The organism is Streptomyces sp. NPDC059897 (assembly GCF_042730865.1).
In the GTDB taxonomy this organism is placed as follows: Bacteria; Actinomycetota; Actinomycetes; order Streptomycetales; family Streptomycetaceae; genus Streptomyces.
This window is the reverse complement of sequence record NZ_JBHWKQ010000049.1, coordinates 1-17,733: the sequence shown is the minus strand read 5'-3', so window position 1 is coordinate 17,733 and position 17,733 is coordinate 1. Positions and strand designations below refer to the sequence as shown.

Below are 17,733 nucleotides of genomic sequence, written 5' to 3'. Positions count from 1 at the left end.
CGGTCCTACGGCGTCGGCCAGTGGCTGGGGGCGCAGCCGAAACGGGTGCGGAACCAGCGGGAGAAGTTGCTCGGTGCCGAGAAGGAGAGGAGCTCGGCGATCTCGGTCTGCGAGTATCGCCGGCTCTCCAGCAGCCGGACCGCGAGCTCGGCTCTGGTGTCGTTGAGTACGGTCGTGAACGTCTCCCCGTGCTCGGCCAGTTGGCGGTGGACGGTTCTGCGGTCGACGCCGAGGCTGCGGGCGACCTGCTCCATCGAGCAGCGCCCGGTGGGCAGCAGAAGTTCGATCAGCTCGCGGACGCGCTCGAGCACGGTCGTGTCCTTCGCGGGCTCGATGCCGTCCAGGAACTGCAGTGCGTAGGCGAGGAGTTGCGGGTCCGACATCCGGTTCGGCGCGCTCAGGTCCGCCGCGTCCAACGCGATGCCCGTGAAGTCGTGGTCGAACGAGACGGTCGGGCCGAAGATCCGTTGGTGGGTGGACGGATCGTCGGGCGGGCGATGGGCGAAGCACACGGCGAGTGGCTGCCAGTCGGGCCCGAGGAACCCGCGCAGCAGTCGGTGCAGCACGCTCACCACGAGCTCCACCGACTGCCTCGTCTCCATCGGTTCGCCCGGCTCCAGGCGGACCCGGACGACGGCAGACCCGTTCACCTCGGACAGGTGCAGGCGCAACGCCTCGTTGTAGACGTGCTCGTAGCGGATGAGGAGTTGCACGGCGCTGCGTACGTCGGGCTCCTCCCGGATCACCAGGCTCAGCGGTCCGAGGTTGGAGAAGCGGCGCAACTCCCCGAGCCGCAGCCCGAAGTCCTGTCGCCCCGACTCCGACGCCGACTGCTCCAGGAGCTGGATCACCGCGGCCGAGGGCAGCCAGCGGTCCTGAATGCTCAGGCTCGCGGGGTCGAGCCCGTTCGCCCGCATGAGCCGCCCCGGATCGATGCCGAACGAGCGGCTCAGATCGAGGTAGCCACTGAGGGACGCGTATCGGGACTGCGGTTTCAACGGGCCTCCGATGTCCCCAGAAGATAAATCTGATGTCCGTTGAAGATAAGCGCGTTTCGGCTGCCACGCCTAGCGTTTTCTGCGTCAAACCCCGGTTCGACCAGAACACAGCGCAAGGAGAACACCGTGGCGCACGCCATCCGCTTCTACGAACCCGGCGCCCCAGAAGTGCTGCGGTGGGAGTCCACCGAGGTCGGTGAGCCCGGCCCGGGAGAGGTCCGGGTGCGGCACTCCGCGGTCGGGCTCAACTTCGCCGACACCTACTTCCGCACCGGTCTGTACCCGGCCGCCCTGCCCGCCGGACTCGGCGTGGAGGGTGCCGGCGTCATCGAGGCCGTGGGCCCGGGAGTCACGGACTTCGCCGCGGGAGACCGCGTCACGTACACCGGCAGTCCCCTCGGCGCGTACAGCACGGAGCGGGTGATGCCGACCGCGTCGCTGATCAGACTGCCGGAGGCCATCGCCTTCGACACCGCGGCGGCGATGACGATGCGCGGACTGACGGCCGCCTACCTGCTGCGTCGCATCCATCCGCTGAAGGCCGGGGACACCGTGCTGCTGCACGCCGCGGCGGGCGGTGTGGGGCTGATCTTCTGCCAGTGGGCGAAGCTGCTCGGCATCCGTGTCATCGGCACCGTCTCCACCGAGGAGAAGGCCGAGACCGCCCGGGCGCACGGCTGCGACGAGGTCGTCCTGTACCGGCGGGAGAAGGTGGCGGACCGTGTGCGCGAGCTGACGGACGGCGCGGGCGTCCCCGTGGTGTTCGACAGCGTCGGCGCCGACACGCACGCGACATCGCTGGACTCGCTGGCCCCGCGCGGACTCCTTGTCTGCTTCGGCACCTCCTCCGGCCCCGTCCCGCCGATCGACGCCATGCAACTCGCCGTCAAGGGCTCGCTGTTCGTGACCAGGCCGGCCCTGGCCGACTACATCGCCGACCCCGAGGAGCGCGCCCGGCTGTCCGGTGAGCTGTTCGACCACGTCGGGTCGGGGCGCATCCGTATCGAGATCAACCAGCGGTACGCCCTTGACGACGCCGTCCAGGCGCACCACGACCTGGAGGCCGGCCGGACCACCGGCTCCTCGGTCTTCTCGCTCTGACAGCACCTGACTTGAGAGCACCCGACGAGAGGAGAGAGTGATGAGCACACCTGCCCCTGCCGCTGCAACGATCACGGCACAGCCCCTCACCTGCCACATCGGAGCCGAGCTGTTCGATGTGGACCTCGGTGAAGTCGCCCGCGACGACGCCCTGTTCGCGGAACTGAAGGCGCTGCTGCTGAAGCACAAGGTGCTGTTCCTGCGCGATCAGCACTTCACCCGCGCCGAACACGTGGCACTGGCAGAGCGGTTCGGTCCGCTCGAGGACCACCCGGTGGCCGGCAGCGATCCGGACCACCCCGGACTCGTTCGGATCTACAAGGACCTGGACAGCCCGCCGGAGCACTACGAGAACGCGTACCACTGCGACGCCACATGGCGGGAGAACCCGCCCATGGGCTGCGTGCTGCGGAACGTGGAGGCACCTCCTGTCGGCGGCGACACCATCTGGGTCGACATGGCCGCGGCGTACGAGAAGCTGCCGGCCGAGGTCAAGGCGCGGATCGACGGACTGCGTGCCCGGCACAGCATCGAGGCGTCCTTCGGCGCCGCACTGCCGCAGGAAGAACGCCACGCACTCAAGGAACGGTTCCCCGACGCCGAGCACCCCGTGGTGCGCACCCACCCGGAGACCGGGGAGCGGATCCTCTTCGTCAACGCCTTCACCACGCACTTCGTCAACTACCACACCCCGCAGAACATCCGGTGCGGCATCGACTACGCGCCCGGTGCCGCCGACCTGCTCAGGTATCTGATCAGTCAGGCCACCATCCCGGAGTACCAGGTGAGGTGGCGGTGGACCCCGAACAGCGTCGCCATCTGGGACAACCGCTCCACGCAGCACTACGCCGTCCAGGACTACTGGCCGGCCGTCCGCAAGATGGAGCGCGCCGGGATCATCGGCGACCGCTCCTTCTGAGCCCGAGCGGCTCGAACCTCCTCCTTCTGCCCACCCGCACGAGCACCCGCGAACGGAGTACACCCATGCACTTCCACGACGATGCGCTCTTCCCCGAGAACCAGGACAAGCTGGTCATCACCAGCGCCCCGTACGGTCCGGAATGGGAGCCGGACGACTTCCGTGAGGACCTGCCGCTGACCATGGACGAGCACGTCCAGCAGGCGGTGGACTGCTTCGAGGCCGGCGCCGCCGTCCTGCACATCCACGTACGGGAACTGGACGGCAAGGGCTCGAAGCGGCTGTCGAAGTTCAACGAACTGCTCGGGCGGCTGCGCGAGGCGGTGCCGGAGATGATCCTGCAGGTCGGCGGGTCGATCTCGTTCGCGCCCGAGGGTTCGGGCGCCGACGCGAAGTGGCTGTCCGACGACACCCGCCACATGCTGGCCGAGCTCGATCCCAAGCCCGACCAGGTGACCATCGCGATCAACACCAGCCAGATGAACATCATGGAGCTGATGACCCCCGACGACATCGCGGGTACCTCCATGACACGCCCCGAACTCGCCGAGGCCTACCGGGAGATGACGGTGCCGGCCGGACCCGCCTGGGTCGAGGAGCACCTGCGCAGGCTGCAGGCGGCGGGCATCCAGCCGCACTTCCAGCTGTCGAGCATTCCGCAGCTGGAGACCGTCGAGCGGCTGATCCGCCGGGGTGTCTACACCGGCCCGCTGAACGTCACCTGGGTGGGCATCGGCGGTGGATTCGACGGCCCCAACCCGTACAACATCATGCAGTTCATCAACCGGGTGCCGGACGGGGCGATCCTCACCCTGGAGACCCTCATGCGCAGCGTCCTGCCGGTCAACGCGATGGCGATAGCCATGGGACTGCACACCCGGTGCGGCAACGAGGACACCCTGTGGGGCCGCAAGGGCACCAAGGCCACCTCCGTCGAGCAGATCAAGCAGTTGGTCCGGATCGCCGGGGAGCTCGGCCGCGAGGTCGCCACCGCCAAGGACGCCCATGAGATCTACAAGATCGGTACCACGTACGCGGATGCGGACGAGACGCTGGCCAAGCTCGGCTACGCGCCGAACCGCAGGCCCGGCCAGGTCGGGTTCACCCACCACGCCTGACCGGTCGACAGCCACCGGCACCCGCCCCCAGCTCTGAGGAGTCATCGTGGCATTGCGCGAAACCGTGGGGCGGGCGCCGGCCCCACTCAGCGGAACCGGGACGCGACGTACGTACCCCTGGCTCGTCTTCGCCCTGGCCTTCGGGCTGCTGCTCTCGGACTACATGTCCCGGCAGGTGCTCAGCGCCGTCTTCCCGGTCCTGAAGGACGAGTGGTCCCTGTCCGACGCCCATCTGGCCTCGCTGAGCAGCGTGGTGGCGCTGATGGTCGGGCTGCTCACCCTGCCGCTCTCGCTCGTGGCCGACCGCTGGGGCCGGGTCAGGAGCCTGGTCGTGATGGCGGTGGTGTGGAGCCTGGCCACGCTGCTGTGCGCGGTCGCGGGGAACTATCAGGAGATGCTCGCCGCGCGGTTCCTGGTCGGGGTCGGCGAGGCGGCCTACGGCAGCGTGGGCATCGCGGTGGTGCTCAGCATCTTCGCCCCACGGGTCCACGCGGCGCTCGGCGGCGCGTTCATGGCAGGCGGGTCGTTCGGCTCGGTGGTCGGCGTCGCCGTCGGCGGCAGCCTCGCCGTGCACGTGGGCTGGCGCTGGTCCTTCGCGGCCATGGCGGTCTTCGGACTGCTGCTGGTCGCCGTGTTCCGGGCGGTGGTCAGCGAGCGGAAGCTGGACGAGTACGCCGTCGAACCGAGATCGCCCGCGGCGGTGACCGGCGGGCGGGCACCGTTCACGAGCCTGTTCACCAACCCGGCGCTGCTGTGCGCCTACATCGGCGGCGGGCTGCAGATGTTCACCCCGGCCGTACTGCTGTCCTGGACACCGAGCTACTTCAACCGCTACTACCACCTCCAGGCGGACGAGGCAGCCGCGCTCGCCGCGGTCTTCGTCCTGCTCATCGGCAGCGGCATGGTGATCTGCGGGATCATCTCCGACCGGTTCGCCCGCTCCGACTCCCGTGGCCAGTGGACCGCGGGGGTGGCCTTCTGCGCCGTTTCACTGGTCTGCCTGTCGGCAGGCTTCGGCCTGGCCTCCGGGACGGCGTCGCTGATCCTCATCGGCTGCGGGGCGTTCTTCGCGGCCGGCTCCTCGGGGCCCACCGCGGCCGTCGTCACCGACCTGTCCCACAGCTCCGTACGGGCGACCGGGCTCGGGGCGCTCACGGTCGCCAACAACGTGCTGGGCCTCGCACTCGGCCCCTTCGTCGTCGGGATGGTCGCCGATCACCTCGGGCTGCTCGGGGCCCTGCGCCTCGCCCCGCTGATGTATGTCGCCGCCATCGCCGCCCTGTTGCTCGGCAGGCGGTACCACCCGGCCGGGAAGCTCCGGCTCGACCGGCTCGCCCTGTCCACTGCCCGCTGAGCCCCCGAACCAGCCGATTCACCTGATCCAGCCGAACCCTCAGGGACGAACATGACAGCCACCCCGACACCGACCGTGGTGATCGTGCCCGGACTACGGGACCACGTCGCAGACCACTGGCAGACCCACCTCGCCGAACAGTTCGACGCCGTGCGCACCGTGCCCCCGCTCGAACACGACGGGCTCAGCCGGGCCGCCCGCGTAGCCGCGCTCGACGAGGTGCTCGCCCCGGTCGCGGGCCCCGTCGTACTCGTCGCGCACAGCGCAGGGGTCCTCACCACCGTGCACTGGGCCCGAAATCCGACGCGGCAGATCCACGGTGCTCTTCTTGCCACCCCCGCGGACCTGGAACGACCGCTGCCCGAGGGGTATCCCTCCGTGCGGGAACTGGAGCGTGGAGGGTGGCTGCCGATACCGCGCCGCCGACTGCCCTTCCCGAGCATCCTCGGCATCAGCAGCAACGACCCGCTCGCCGACCGCCGCCACGTCGCCGGCCTGGCGGAGGTGTGGGGCAGTCGTCCGGTCGACCTCGGGCCGGTCGGTCACCTCAACCCGGCTTCCGGGCACGGGTATTGGCCGCGTGCGGAGGAGCTGGTGCGACAACTGCTCGGCAGCCGTCAGACGGAGAGGGCGGTCTCGTGACCCAGGTCTGCGCAACGGCGGCCGAGGCTGTCGCCGACATCCCGGACGGAGCCTCACTCAGCGTCGGTGGCTTCGGCCTCTGCGGCGTCCCTGACGCCCTGATCGCGGCCGTCGCCGCCGGGTCGGCCACGGGGCTCCACGTCATCTCCAACAACTGCGGTACGGACGGCCACGGGCTCGGGCAACTGCTGCGGAGAAGGCGAGTCCGGCGGGTGACAGCCTCGTACGTCGGCGAGAACGCCGAGTTCGCCCGGCAGTACCTGGCGGGAGAGTTGGAGGTCGAGCTGACTCCCCAGGGCACGCTGGCGGAGAAGCTCCGCGCCGGCGGAGCGGGTATCCCCGCCTTCTTCACCCCGGCAGGGGTCGGCACCCCGGTCTCCGACGGAGGGCTGCCGTGGCGCTACGACGCGGACGGCTCGGTGACGGTGGCCTCCCCGCCCAAGGAGACACGCGAGTACGGGGGACGGCGCCACGTCCTGGAGGAGTCGATCACCGCCGAATTCGCCCTCGTGCACGCTCTGATCGGGGACACCGAGGGGAACCTGCTGTTCGACAAGGCCGCCCGGAACTTCAACCCGCTCGCGGCGATGGCCGGGCGGGTGTGCGTCGCCCAGGTCGAACAGCTGGTGCGGCCCGGCGAGTTGGATCCCGGGCAGGTACATCTGCCCGGGATCTTCGTCGACCGGATCGTCCACACGGGTCTCCAGGACAAGCAGATCGAGAAGCGCACGGTGACCGCGGCGAAGGAGAACGGCGCATGAGCGCGACAACGGCTGCGCCGGAAAACGTGGCACCCGGCAGGACGCAGGGCTGGACCCGGGACGAGATGGCGGCCAGGGCTGCCTCCGAACTCGTACCCGGCGAGTACGCCAACCTCGGCATCGGCCTGCCGACGCTCATCCCCGACCATCTGCCGCCGGGCCTCGGCATCGTCCTGCACAGCGAGAACGGGATCCTGGGCACGGGCGCCTACCCCGACGAGGACTCCGTGGACGCGGACCTGATCAATGCGGGCAAGGAGACGGTGACCGTCAATCCGGGCGCCGCCTTCTTCGACTCCGCGCTGTCGTTCGCGATGATCCGCGGCGGCCACATCGACACCGCGGTCCTCGGCGGCATGCAGGTCTCCGCGTCCGGGGACCTGGCGAACTGGATGGTGCCCGGTGCGATGGTCAAGGGGATGGGCGGAGCCATGGACCTCGTCCACGGCGCCCGCCGGGTGATCGTGCTCATGGAACACACCAGCAGGTCCGGGGCGCCGAAGCTCGTGCGCCGGTGCACCCTGCCGCTGACCGGGCAGGGCGTGGTCCATCGGATCATCACCGACCTCGCCGTCATCGACGTCACCCGACAGGGGCTCGTGCTGCGTGACTGCGCGCCCGGGGTGAGCGAGGACACCGTACGCGCGGCCACCGACGCTCCGCTGGCACGACCGAAGGCGAGTTCCTGATGCTGAACCTGTCCGTCCTCCTGGAGGACTCCGCCCGGCGTTACCCCCGCCGCGTGGCGCTTGTGGCCGGTGACCGTCGGCTCGACTACGCCGAGGTCGAGGCCCGGGCCTCCCAGGTCGCTCACCTCCTGGTGGCGCGCGGCGTCAGGCCGGGGGACCGGGTGGCCCTCTCCTGCCCGAACCTGCCCGAGTTCCCGATCGTCTACTACGGCATCCTCAAGGCCGGCGCGGTGGTCGTACCGCTGAACATCCTGCTCAAACCCCGAGAGATCGCCTACCACTTGGCGGACTCCGGAGCCGTGCTGTACCTCTGCCACGAGGACACGCCGGACCTGCCGATGGGGGAGTACGGGCGGGAGGGCTTCGAGAGGACCGCCGGTTGCCGGCAGCTGCTGCCGATCACCGAAGGCATGCTTCACGACGGGCCCGAGACCTTCGAGTCCGTGACCCGCGAGCCCACCGACACGGCAGTGATCCTGTACACCAGCGGCACCACCGGACAGCCCAAGGGCGCCGAGCTGTCGCACGCCAATATGGTGCTCAACGCCCTGACGGCCACCCGGCTCTTCGGCAGTACTCCGGCCCGGCCCGACACCCATCTCCTCGCCCTTCCGCTGTTCCACTCCTTCGGACAGACCGTGAGCATGAACGCGGGCCTGTCCGTCGGCGCCACGCTGGTCCTGATGCCGCGCTTCGAACCACAGGCGGCGCTACGGCTGATGCGCGAGGAGTGCGTCACCGCGTTCGCCGGTGTGCCCACCATGTACTGGGGGCTGCTCGGCGCGCTCGACCGCGACACCGACGGCGTCGACGACCTCGCCCGCACCCTCCGCCTGGCCATCTCCGGGGGTTCCGCGCTGCCCGTGGAGATCCACACACGGTTCGCCGAGCGGTTCGGCATCCGGATCCGCGAGGGCTACGGCCTCTCGGAAACCTCTCCACTGGCCCTGTTCACGGACCCGGAGGGCGAACCGCGACCCGGTTCGATCGGAGTGCCCGTCTGGGGCATCGAGGCTCGGCTCGTCGACCAGCACGGCGAGACGGTCACCGGCGACGGGCAGGTCGGCGAGCTCGTACTGCGTGGACACAACGTCATGAGGGGTTACCACAACCGCCCCGAGGAGACCGCCCGCGCCCTGAGCGGCGGGTGGCTTCGCACCGGTGATCTCGCACGCGTCGACGAGGACGGCCACTACTACGTCGTCGACCGCGCGAAGGACCTGATCATCCGAGGCGGGTACAACGTGTACCCACGCGAGATCGAGGAGGTCCTGATGAGCCATCCCGACGTGTCCCTGGCATCGGTCATCGGCGTCCCGGACGCGCGTAACGGCGAGGAGATCAAAGCCTTCGTCATCCCTGAACCGACGGCTCGGATCACCGAGACGGAGCTGATCGCCTGGTGCAAGGAGCAGATGGCGGGTTACAAGTACCCGAGGACCGTCGTCTTCAGCACCTCGCTGCCGATGACCGCCACGGGAAAGATCCTCAAACGGGAACTGTCCGGCAGCGCCGGAGCCGGAGCATGACCGAAGCCGCCGATGCCGGCACCCCGTTCATCGACCGCATGCGCGAGCGTGGCGAGTGGAACCCGCTGTGGGACGGACTGGCCCAGTTGGACCCGCAATGGACCGACGACTATCTGCGGACGGTCACTCAACCGTGGCGCAGTGGGGTCCTTTCACCGAAGGTGATCGAGCTGCTCTGTATCGCCGTGGACGCGGCCTGCACCCACATGTACGGGCCCGGGGTGCGCCGTCACATCCGAGCCGCCCTCGATCTCGGCGTCACCGCCGAGGAGATCCTCGAAGTCCTCAAGCTTGCTTCCGTGGTGGGCATTCACTCCTGCAACGTCGGCGCTCCGATCCTGATGGAAGAGCTCGATGCGAGGGAAAGGGGGGGGGCTGCTTCCACGTGAACGAGGTTATGCAGACCCGCAGTCCGCAAACCGTCCCGCATGGCGCTCGACCGGACGACAGCCGGACCTCTCATCAGCGTCTCCGACGGTACTTCTCGGGCCTGGAGGCCAGTGGTCCTCCTGCAGGTCCGTGAGACTGCGTGCTCCCGAAGGGAGTTGAGAGCGGCTGCGTGTGGTTCGCGGCTACGCTGACGGTTGTCCTAACGGAGTTTCGCGGACACCAACAAGGACAACCCTCACCGGAAGGTTCGGTTGAGCTTCTTTGGTGGGTGAGTTGTTGGGGCCGCGCCGTGTCTGCCGGAGGCGGGGCCGTGGTTTCCCGGTCTCCGCCCCCGCTTCGTGGCGCGTCAGCTCTTCTCGTTAGCCTGGCGTCTCCGACCAGCAAATACGGCGTGGGCTCGCCACCTCGGTGGTGCCGTGCGCCTGTCGAGAGGAGACCCGTCAGTGAAGTTCGGGATCAATGTGCTCAATTACGGGCCTGGCACCACCCCCGCATCCATGGAGGACTGGGTCCTTCGCGCCGAGGGGCTCGGGTTCCACCTGGCGATGATCTCGGACCACGTGACGCTCCCGCAGGAGGCCCTGCCGGTCTTCCCGCCGCCGTTCTACGACCCGTTCACCACGCTCGCGTACCTCGCCGGCCGCACCACGACCATCGAGCTGGGCACCACGGTCATCGTCCTCCCGTACCGGCACCCGCTGCAGACGGCCCGGGTCGCGGCCAACATCGACCAGATGAGCAACGGCCGGTTCGTGTTCGGCGTGGGCGTCGGCTGGTCGGAGCAGGAGTTCAAGGCGCTGGGCGTCGACTTCGCCGCCCGCGGCAGGATCACCGACGAGTACCTGACGTCCATCAAGGACCACTGGACCAAGCCGCTGATCTCGTTCCACGGTGAGCACCTGGACTACACCGACATCACCACCGGCCCGGCCCCGGTCCGTGACCCGCACCCGCCGGTGTGGGTCGGCGGGCTCAACGGCCCCGCCATGCGGCGGGCCGCGCGCTTCGGCGACGCCTGGCACCCGTTCGGTCTCGGCCCGGCCGAGCTGCGGGAGCGGTTGCCCAAGCTGAAGGCCGCCGCCGAGGAGGCCGGGCGTCCCACGCCCGCTCTCGCGCCGCGCATCCCGCTGCACATCACCGAGAAGCCGGTTCCGGAGGAGGGGCGCCTCGCCGGTCACGGCACGGTCGCCCAGATCCGGCGCGACCTGGAGGAGCTGGCCGAGCTCGAGCCCGACTGGATCGTCCTCGACACCTTCCTCACCTTCTACCTCGGCGCCGTCTCCGCGGACGAGGTGCCCCGCCACGACCCGGCCCAGCTGGAGATCGCGGCGGCGGAGCTCCTCGACCTCAAGGGCGAGACCTTGCGCTGACTGGCCGCCGGGCAGGGGCGGGGCGGGCGGGCCTTGATGGCGTGTCTCCCCGTCCCCTGCCGGTACGTTGGCCCGATGGACGAGGCGTGGAGTGAGTTCCGTGAGCGGCTGCGGGCGGAAGTGGCCGGGATGCGGGAGAGGGACACCCTGGTGGTCTCCGAGCCCGACCCGGAGCCGGCGCCGGTGCCCGATGCCCCGGGGCGGCGTTGGTGGCAGCGGCGGCCCAAACCCCGGCAGGAGACCGGGCGTTACGTGCAGTTCATCCGGTGGGACGACGGTATCGGCGCCGAATGCGTTTCGTCGGCGTACCGGAAGATGACCGACGCGCAGAAGCAGCGGCTCCTGGTGCTCGGCTGGTCCGACCCGGACACCCACCCGCGGCGCGGCGGGCGCTCGGAGAATCACGAGATGTGGTTCGGGCTCGACGAGGTCGACCGGCTGGCTCAGATCTCCACCGACGCGCTCCGCGTACTGGGTGAGGCGCCGCCCGACGCGCGGTGGACCTGGCGGAAGGACCCGCCGGTCTGACCGGTCAGACCGGCCTGAGTGGCGGGTGCGGCGGGGGCTGGGACCATCGCGCAGAAGAGCGCGACCCGCCCTCGGAGGGCAGGTCGCGTTCGGTAGTGGGGTGTGGCCTACGCGGTCCGCTCCTCCGCGTGCTTGCGCAGCAGCTTCTTGTCCGGCTTGCCCGCGTCCGTCAGGGGCAGCGCGTCCACGAAGGTGATGTGGGCCGGCTCGTACATCGGGCCGCGCTGTGCGCGTACCGCGGCCCGCAGTTCCTCGGCCTCCACCGCGACGTCCGGTGCTGCGACGATCGCGGCGTGCACCTGCTCCATGCGGTCGGCGTCCCGGACGCCGAAGACCGCGCTCTGCAGCACCTTCGGGTGCGAGTTGAGCAGGTCCTCCAGCTCGGTGGTGTACACATGGCCGCCGACGACCACGATCATGTCCTTGAGCCGGTCGACGACGGTGATGTAGTTGTCCTCGTCGAGGAAGCCGATGTCACCGGTGTGCAGCCAGCCGTCCCGCAGCACGTCCGCGGTCAGCTCCGGCTGCTTCCAGTAGCCCGTCATCGTGCCCTCGGACCGCACGCAGATCTCGCCCAGCTCGCCGACCGGCAGGTCCTTGCCGTCGGTGTCGCGGATGGCGACCTCCACGCCCGGCAGCACCTTGCCCGCGGAGCGCATCCGCTCGGGCCGGTCCAGGTCGTGGTCCTCGGGGGTGAGCACGCTGATGCCGCCGGCCTCGTTCTGCCCGTAGAACTGCAGGAGTACGGGACCGAAGCGGCGTACCGCGTCCGCGATCCGCGCGGGGGACGCCTGGCAGCCGCCGTACGTCAGGCCGCGCAGGCTGCTCAGGTCGCGGCCCTCGGAGTCCGGGTGGTCGAGGAGCTGGTACACCAGCGGCGGCAGCAGGAAGAGGTGCGTGATGCGCTCGCGCTCGATGGTGGCGAGCACCTCGCCCGCGTCGAAGTCCTCGTGCAGCACGACACAGCCACCGGTCTGGATGACGTTGTCCGCCAGCATGCCCGCGGCGTGCGCGAGGGTGGTGCACGCGAGCTGCCGGGGCAACTCCGCTTCCGCGGGACGTGCTTGAGCCACCATCCGGCGCATCCGGTTGACCTGCTCGAAGGTCGTGACGATGCCCTTGGGGTGGCCCGTCGTGCCGCCGGTGTGCCGGATGGTGCAGATGTCGTCGGGGTGCGCGCGGGACACGAACGGCTCGTCGGGCTGTTCGGCGGCGAGCGCCAGCAGGTCCTGGCCGAGCTCGCGCTTGGACTCGCCCAGGACGAGGACGTGGCGTACGGGCGCGCTCTCGACCAGCTCAGCGGCACGGTCCGCGTAGTGCGGGTCGACGACGAGGACCTGGGTCTCGACGTCCTGGACGATCGCCGCCTGCACGTCGGCCGACAGCTTGTTGTAGAGGTGATTGACCTTGCAGCCCGCGAGGTTGGCGGCGTAACGGACCGCGACGGTCTCGGGCAGATTGCCACTGAGCAGGGTGACGGTCGCGCCGCGCGGCACGCCCTGGGCGGCGATGGCGTGGGCCATGCGGTGCACCAGGGAACGGAATTGACCGGCCGTCAGGCGGCGGTCCTCGTACACCAGGAGCTCGCGGTCCGGGTGGGCGGTCAGTGCGTCGAGGTTGTCCTCGACGAAGGTGCGGAAGGGGCCCGGTGTGTCGGACGCCGCGTCAGATATCGCCGCGTCGTGCGAAGTGCCTTCGGGCGCCTGGGGTGTTGCGGGGGTGGGGGTGGCTGCGGATGCCTCTGCAGGCATGGGTGGTCCTCCTGGGGCCACCGGCCCGCCGGTGTTCGGGCGCGCCGGTGGTAGTGCTTTGTACGGGTGTGGGGGTGGCCGCCCGGAGCCGTCGGCGCAGGACGCCGCGCCCGGCACAAGTGGCGCCCGCCCCGGGTACTTTGGTTGCCCCAGACAACCAAGATCAAGGCTAACCCCCGGCGTCGTCCGCACGCGCCTCGGGTTGGCCCGCACCGGAACCCTTGACTCCTTCTTTTCCTTTGTTCTTCCTGGATTTGACCTCTGTATGCCTCTGTATGGCTCGGTACGCCTCTGTAAGCCTCGGTGTGGCGACACCCCGGTGTTAGTTACGAGGACGTCGGTCCCTGCGGCGAGCGCAGTACCAGCAGGGTGATCTCGCTCGGGGCGAAGACCCGGAAGGGCGGGCCCCAGAAGCCGGCGCCGCGGCTGGTGTAGAGGAGTGTGCGGGCGCCGTGGTGGGTCAGGCCTGCGAGGGCCGGCTGGTCGATGCGGACCAAGTGGTGGAAGGGCCAGATCTGGCCGCCGTGGGTGTGACCGGAGAGCTGGAGGTCGACGCCCTGGGCCGCCGCGCGGTCGACGAACTTGGGCTGATGGGCGAGGAGAAGCACCGGGAGTTCGGGGTCGGCGCCGTTCAGGGCGCCGTCGAGGTGTGCGCGGTGGCCCGCGAGGCCGGAGGACTCGGCGGTGACATCGTCGACGCCAGCGACCACCAGGGTGTCACCGCCGCGTTCGAGCAGCAGATGGCGGTTGCGCAGCGGCTCCCAGCCCAGCTCGCCCATCAGGTCGACCCAGCCCTGGGCCTCGCTGTAGTACTCGTGGTTGCCGGTGACGTAGACACGCGCCCGCGTCGCCCGGACCGTACCCAAGGGGGTGGCCTGGGCCCGACGGCGTTCGGCCGTGCCGTCCGCGATGTCGCCGGTGTGGCACACCAGGTCGGCGTCCAGGGTGTTCACCGTCTCGCAGAGCCGTTCCGACCAGCGGACGCGGTCGAGGGGGCCGTAGTGGGTGTCCGTGATGAGGGCGACCCGGGTGCCGTCCAACCCGGCGCCCAGGCGCGGGAGTTGTACGTCGAGGCGGCGCACCCGGGGCACGCGCCGGGCCTCCGCGTACCCCCAGACGAGCAGCACGGCGGAGACACCGAGGACGGCCCAGGTCACGATGCGCGCCCGGTCCTCCCCGTCGCCGACGCCGGCCGCGACCAGCGCGAGCCGCAGCGCGACGCCGAGCAGGACGGACCACGTGAACAGGACCCAGACACCGCCCAGCAGCGCGTCACCGACGATCGCCGCCCGGTCCCGCTGACGCCGCCCGTGCCCGCGCACCATCGCGAACGGCATGCCGACCAGGCCGAGGCCGAAGAGGGCGGTGCAGGTCAGGGTGGTGGGAAGCGGCCAGTGCTGACCGCCGTACAGAAGGACCCAGCACGGCACGGCCCACAGCAGGACGGGCGCGATCAGGGGGACGAAGCGCATCACGCGCTGAAGCCGGCTCTGTGGCGCCTGACGCGCTTCACCAGCGCCGGACCGGGTGTCGTCGGTGGCGGATCGCGCTTCACCGGCGGCGGGTCGGGTCTCGTCGGTGGCGGATCGCGCTTCACCGGCGCCGGGTCGGGTGTCGTCGGCGATGGACCGCGCTTCACTGGCGCCGGATCGCGCCTCACTGGCGGCGGATCGGGTGTCGCTGGTATCGGTCACGCTTCCCCTCCTGCTCCGGAGCTTCTCGGAGAGCTCATTGTGCGCCGCCGGGGGAGGGGGCGGCGCCCGGGGCCCGGCCCCGCGTCGCGAAGGTGTCCGTGACCGCCCCGGGCGCCCCGCCGCGGGCGGCTCCAGTAGCATCGCGCCATGCGGCCTGCTCACTACACCGATGAGGACCTGGAGCAGCACTCGCTGCGCCGACGAGTAGCGGACGACGGGCAGCGGTCCGGGTTCGAGCACGATGTGGACCGGATTCTGTACTCGACGCAGTGGCGGGCCCTCGCGGGCAAGAGCCAGGTCGTCGCGAGCAGCGAACTCGGCGCGTACCACACGCGGCTCACCCACTCGATGAAGGTCGCGCAGCTCGGCCGGCGCATGGCCGAGCGTCTGGAGCGGCGCTACGGCGGTCCGAACCCGGCCCTCGTCGAGGCGGCCTGCATGGCGCACGACATCGGGCACCCGCCGTTCGGCCACGCCGGAGAGATGGCGCTGCGCGCGACGATGGACGAGCTGCACGCCGGGCACGGCGTCCTCGACAGCTTCGAGGGCAACGCCCAGACCCTGCACATCCTCACCTTCCTGGCCGCCCACAAGTACCCGGGCCACCGCGGCCTGCACCTGTCCCGGGCCTGTCTGGACGCGGCCACGAAGTACCCGTGGGAACGCGCCCCGCGCGACGCCGACCCCGGGCGGCACGCGAAGTGGGGTGTCTACGCGGTCGACCGGGAGGCGTTCAGGTGGGTGCGAGCCGGGCGCGCCGACGACGCGGTGCCGGTCGAGGAGCAGGTGATGGACTGGGCGGACGACGTCACGTACGCCTGCCATGACGTGGAGGACTTCTACCGCGCCGGGCTGATCCCGCTGGCCGCGCTGTTTCCGCAGCCCGGGACCGCCGGTGGTGACACCGAGCGCGAGACGCAGCGCTTCCTCGACTACGTCGCGGCCAAGCGCCGCCGCGCGGGCGCGGGCTTCGACCGCGACGAGGCGGTGCACATCCTGGCCGACATCGCGAAGGCGCTGTCGATCGCCAAGCCGTACGGGGGCCGCCACGCGGACGACGTCGCCCTCAACGCCCGTACCGCCAAGCTGATCGACCACTTCACCCGCGACATCGACCTCGACATCGGTGGCACGGCCGCGATTCGCTACGGCGCCCGACTCGTCGTGCCCGCCGAACGCCGCGCGGCCTGCGAGCTGTTGAAGGAACTGGTCTGGTGCTACGTCATCGACCGCCCCGCCCTGGCCACCCAGCAGCACGGCAAGCGCCGCATCGTCTCCCAACTGCTGCGCTGGACCTACGAATCGCCGCACCTGCTGCCCACCGACCGGGCCGAGGAACTCGACCTGCATGGCGATGTACTGCGTGCCGCCGCCGATCATGTCGCCTCGCTCACCGAGGGGCAGGCCGTCGCCCTCCACCGCCGCCTGTCCGGTGTCGGCCTCGGGTCGGTGACGGACGGGGATTGGCTCTGACGGGGCCGCCCGTGGCCGCGCGTCGGCACGGGCGCGGCGCCGGGGTGTCGTGCGCTGGACGCCCTTGCGTGGACCGAGCAATGTTGTGCGGTGCGGCCGCGAGGGGCGCGCCGCGGGAATCGTGTGGGAGAGGTACGTGCTGATCACCGTCGCAGACGTGGAAGCCGAAGCCGAGCGGATCGCCGGGTATGTCGTCAGGACGCCGACGGTGCCGAGCCCGGGTCTTTCCGAACTGCTGGGCGTGCCGACCACCGCGAAGCTGGAACTGCTGCAGCGCACCGGGTCGTTCAAGGCCCGGGGCGCCACCGCGCGGCTGCTCACGCTCAGCGCGGCCGAGCGCGCCGCGGGAGTCGTCACCGTCAGCGGGGGCAACCACGGCATCGCCCTGGCGGTCATGGCCGGGATGCTGGACGTCAAGGCGACCATCGTGATGCCCCGTAGCGCGCCCGCCAGTGCCAGGGGCATCGCGGAGGCGGCCGGGGCGCGTGTCCACATCGCCGACACCATGGACGCCGCGTTCGCCTCGGTCGACGAATTCAAGGCCGCGGGGCTCACGCTGGTCCACCCCTTCGACGACCCCACCGTCATCGCCGCCCAGGGCACGGTCGGCCTGGAGTTCGCGCAGGACGCCGGGGAGCTCACCGACGTACTCGTCAGCATCGGCGGTGGCGGGCTGATCTCCGGCGTCGCCACCGCGCTTCGCGCACGTCGGCCCGGGATCCGGGTCTGGGGCGTCGAGACCGAAGGCGCCCAGGCCATGTCGGCGGCCCTGGAAGCCGGACGGCCGACGCCGGTCGAGCTCTCCTCGATCGTCTCGACGCTCAGCGCGCCCAGCGCCTCTCGACTCACCTACGAGCACGCCTCACAGCTGCTGGCCGGCGTCCTCACGGTGACCGACGCCGAGGCCGTCCAGGGCACTCTCGACCTGGCCAACCGCGCGAAGGTCTGGGCCGAACCGGCCGCCGGCTGTTTGCTGCCCGCCGCCCGCCAGGTGCTGGAACGGGGCGGCGAGGGCGCCCGGCTCGGCCTGGTGATCTGCGGAGGCAACACGACGACCTCGGACGTGGCGGGCTGGGCCCGGCGCTTCGGGCTGTCCTGACAGCGGAACGAAAGGGCCGGCGGCGGAGGTGTGCGCCGCCGGCGGGCCGCGCTGGGGGCACGATCTGAGGACCGGTTGAGGGCCTGCTGAGGACGTGTCTTCACGGTGGTGTCGAGTTCGTGACCATGCCCGTTCCCCCGTGACAGTTCCGGCGCGCGCCGCGCAGACAGGAGTGACCCCCGAGCGGGTCCTGGCGTCGGCCCTCAGGTCGGAGGTGCGGACGCCGACCTGCGGGGGCGGGCCGGTTCTCCCCCCGACATCGGCTCGCCCCCGCCCCCGAAACGCGGGACGGCGGCCCGGCGACAGAGTCGTCGCCC

At 70.5% G+C, this 17,733-nt stretch carries 16 protein-coding genes; 13 read left to right on the top strand and 3 right to left on the bottom strand.

Annotated elements, in window-relative coordinates:
* Window positions 1-5: 5 nt before the first annotated feature.
* Entirely contained in the window at window positions 6-998 is a 993-nt protein-coding gene (locus tag ACFV9W_RS34070; RefSeq protein WP_385768992.1) for an AraC family transcriptional regulator, read from the bottom strand.
* Between the two features lie 126 nt (window positions 999-1,124).
* Here ACFV9W_RS34070 and ACFV9W_RS34065 point away from each other — a divergent pair, with 126 nt between their 5' ends.
* From ACFV9W_RS34065 to ACFV9W_RS34015, 11 genes are all read left to right on the top strand, one after another.
* Window positions 1,125-2,099, top strand: a complete 975-nt coding sequence (locus ACFV9W_RS34065; protein ID WP_385768990.1) for a quinone oxidoreductase family protein — start codon at window positions 1,125-1,127, stop codon at window positions 2,097-2,099.
* Between the two features lie 40 nt (window positions 2,100-2,139).
* Window positions 2,140-3,018, top strand: coding sequence for a TauD/TfdA dioxygenase family protein (locus ACFV9W_RS34060; protein WP_385768988.1), 879 nt, complete (start codon window positions 2,140-2,142; stop codon window positions 3,016-3,018).
* A 65-nt stretch (window positions 3,019-3,083) separates the two neighbouring features.
* Window positions 3,084-4,136: a 3-keto-5-aminohexanoate cleavage protein gene (locus ACFV9W_RS34055; protein WP_385768986.1), complete on the top strand. Its 1,053-nt coding sequence runs from the start codon at window positions 3,084-3,086 to the stop codon at window positions 4,134-4,136.
* A gap of 46 nt (window positions 4,137-4,182) precedes the next feature.
* Entirely contained in the window at window positions 4,183-5,490 is a 1,308-nt protein-coding gene (locus tag ACFV9W_RS34050) for an MFS transporter (protein WP_385768984.1), read from the top strand.
* Window positions 5,491-5,541: 51 nt separating this feature from the next.
* Window positions 5,542-6,132, top strand: coding sequence for an RBBP9/YdeN family alpha/beta hydrolase (locus ACFV9W_RS34045; RefSeq protein ID WP_385768982.1), 591 nt, complete (start codon window positions 5,542-5,544; stop codon window positions 6,130-6,132).
* Entirely contained in the window at window positions 6,129-6,893 is a 765-nt protein-coding gene (locus tag ACFV9W_RS34040; protein WP_385768980.1) for a CoA transferase subunit A, read from the top strand. Before ACFV9W_RS34045 ends, ACFV9W_RS34040 begins: the two co-directional genes overlap by 4 nt.
* Window positions 6,890-7,582 (top strand): 3-oxoacid CoA-transferase subunit B, encoded by a 693-nt coding sequence (locus ACFV9W_RS34035; RefSeq protein ID WP_385768979.1) that lies wholly within the window; start codon window positions 6,890-6,892, stop codon window positions 7,580-7,582. Before ACFV9W_RS34040 ends, ACFV9W_RS34035 begins: the two co-directional genes overlap by 4 nt.
* Window positions 7,582-9,111, top strand: a complete 1,530-nt coding sequence (locus tag ACFV9W_RS34030) for a long-chain fatty acid--CoA ligase (protein ID WP_385768977.1) — start codon at window positions 7,582-7,584, stop codon at window positions 9,109-9,111. Before ACFV9W_RS34035 ends, ACFV9W_RS34030 begins: the two co-directional genes overlap by 1 nt.
* A complete protein-coding gene (locus tag ACFV9W_RS34025; protein WP_385768975.1) occupies window positions 9,108-9,500 on the top strand; it encodes a carboxymuconolactone decarboxylase family protein in 393 nt (130 codons plus the stop codon). The genes ACFV9W_RS34030 and ACFV9W_RS34025 overlap by 4 nt, the downstream gene beginning before the upstream one ends.
* A 444-nt stretch (window positions 9,501-9,944) precedes the next feature.
* Window positions 9,945-10,871, top strand: coding sequence for an LLM class F420-dependent oxidoreductase (locus ACFV9W_RS34020; protein ID WP_385768973.1), 927 nt, complete (start codon window positions 9,945-9,947; stop codon window positions 10,869-10,871).
* 75 nt (window positions 10,872-10,946) lie between these two features.
* Window positions 10,947-11,399 carry a hypothetical protein gene (locus ACFV9W_RS34015; protein ID WP_385768971.1) on the top strand — a complete coding sequence of 151 codons (453 nt, stop codon included), beginning with the start codon at window positions 10,947-10,949 and terminating at the stop codon, window positions 11,397-11,399.
* A 107-nt stretch (window positions 11,400-11,506) separates the two neighbouring features.
* Here the strand turns inward: ACFV9W_RS34015 and ACFV9W_RS34010 are convergent, their stop codons facing one another.
* Together ACFV9W_RS34010 and ACFV9W_RS34005 are read right to left on the bottom strand one after the other, a co-directional pair.
* Window positions 11,507-13,150, bottom strand: coding sequence for an AMP-binding protein (locus ACFV9W_RS34010; RefSeq protein ID WP_385768969.1), 1,644 nt, complete (start codon window positions 13,148-13,150; stop codon window positions 11,507-11,509).
* A gap of 326 nt (window positions 13,151-13,476) precedes the next feature.
* Window positions 13,477-14,622, bottom strand: a complete 1,146-nt coding sequence (locus ACFV9W_RS34005; RefSeq protein WP_385768967.1) for a metallophosphoesterase — start codon at window positions 14,620-14,622, stop codon at window positions 13,477-13,479.
* Window positions 14,623-14,991: 369 nt separating this feature from the next.
* Between ACFV9W_RS34005 and ACFV9W_RS34000 the strand changes: the two genes are divergently transcribed.
* Together ACFV9W_RS34000 and ACFV9W_RS33995 are read left to right on the top strand one after the other, a co-directional pair.
* Complete coding sequence (locus tag ACFV9W_RS34000) at window positions 14,992-16,317, top strand: deoxyguanosinetriphosphate triphosphohydrolase family protein (RefSeq protein WP_385768965.1); 1,326 nt, start codon at window positions 14,992-14,994, stop codon at window positions 16,315-16,317.
* A gap of 139 nt (window positions 16,318-16,456) precedes the next feature.
* Window positions 16,457-17,416: a threonine/serine dehydratase gene (locus tag ACFV9W_RS33995; protein WP_385769058.1), complete on the top strand. Its 960-nt coding sequence runs from the start codon at window positions 16,457-16,459 to the stop codon at window positions 17,414-17,416.
* Window positions 17,417-17,733: the final 317 nt, after the last annotated feature.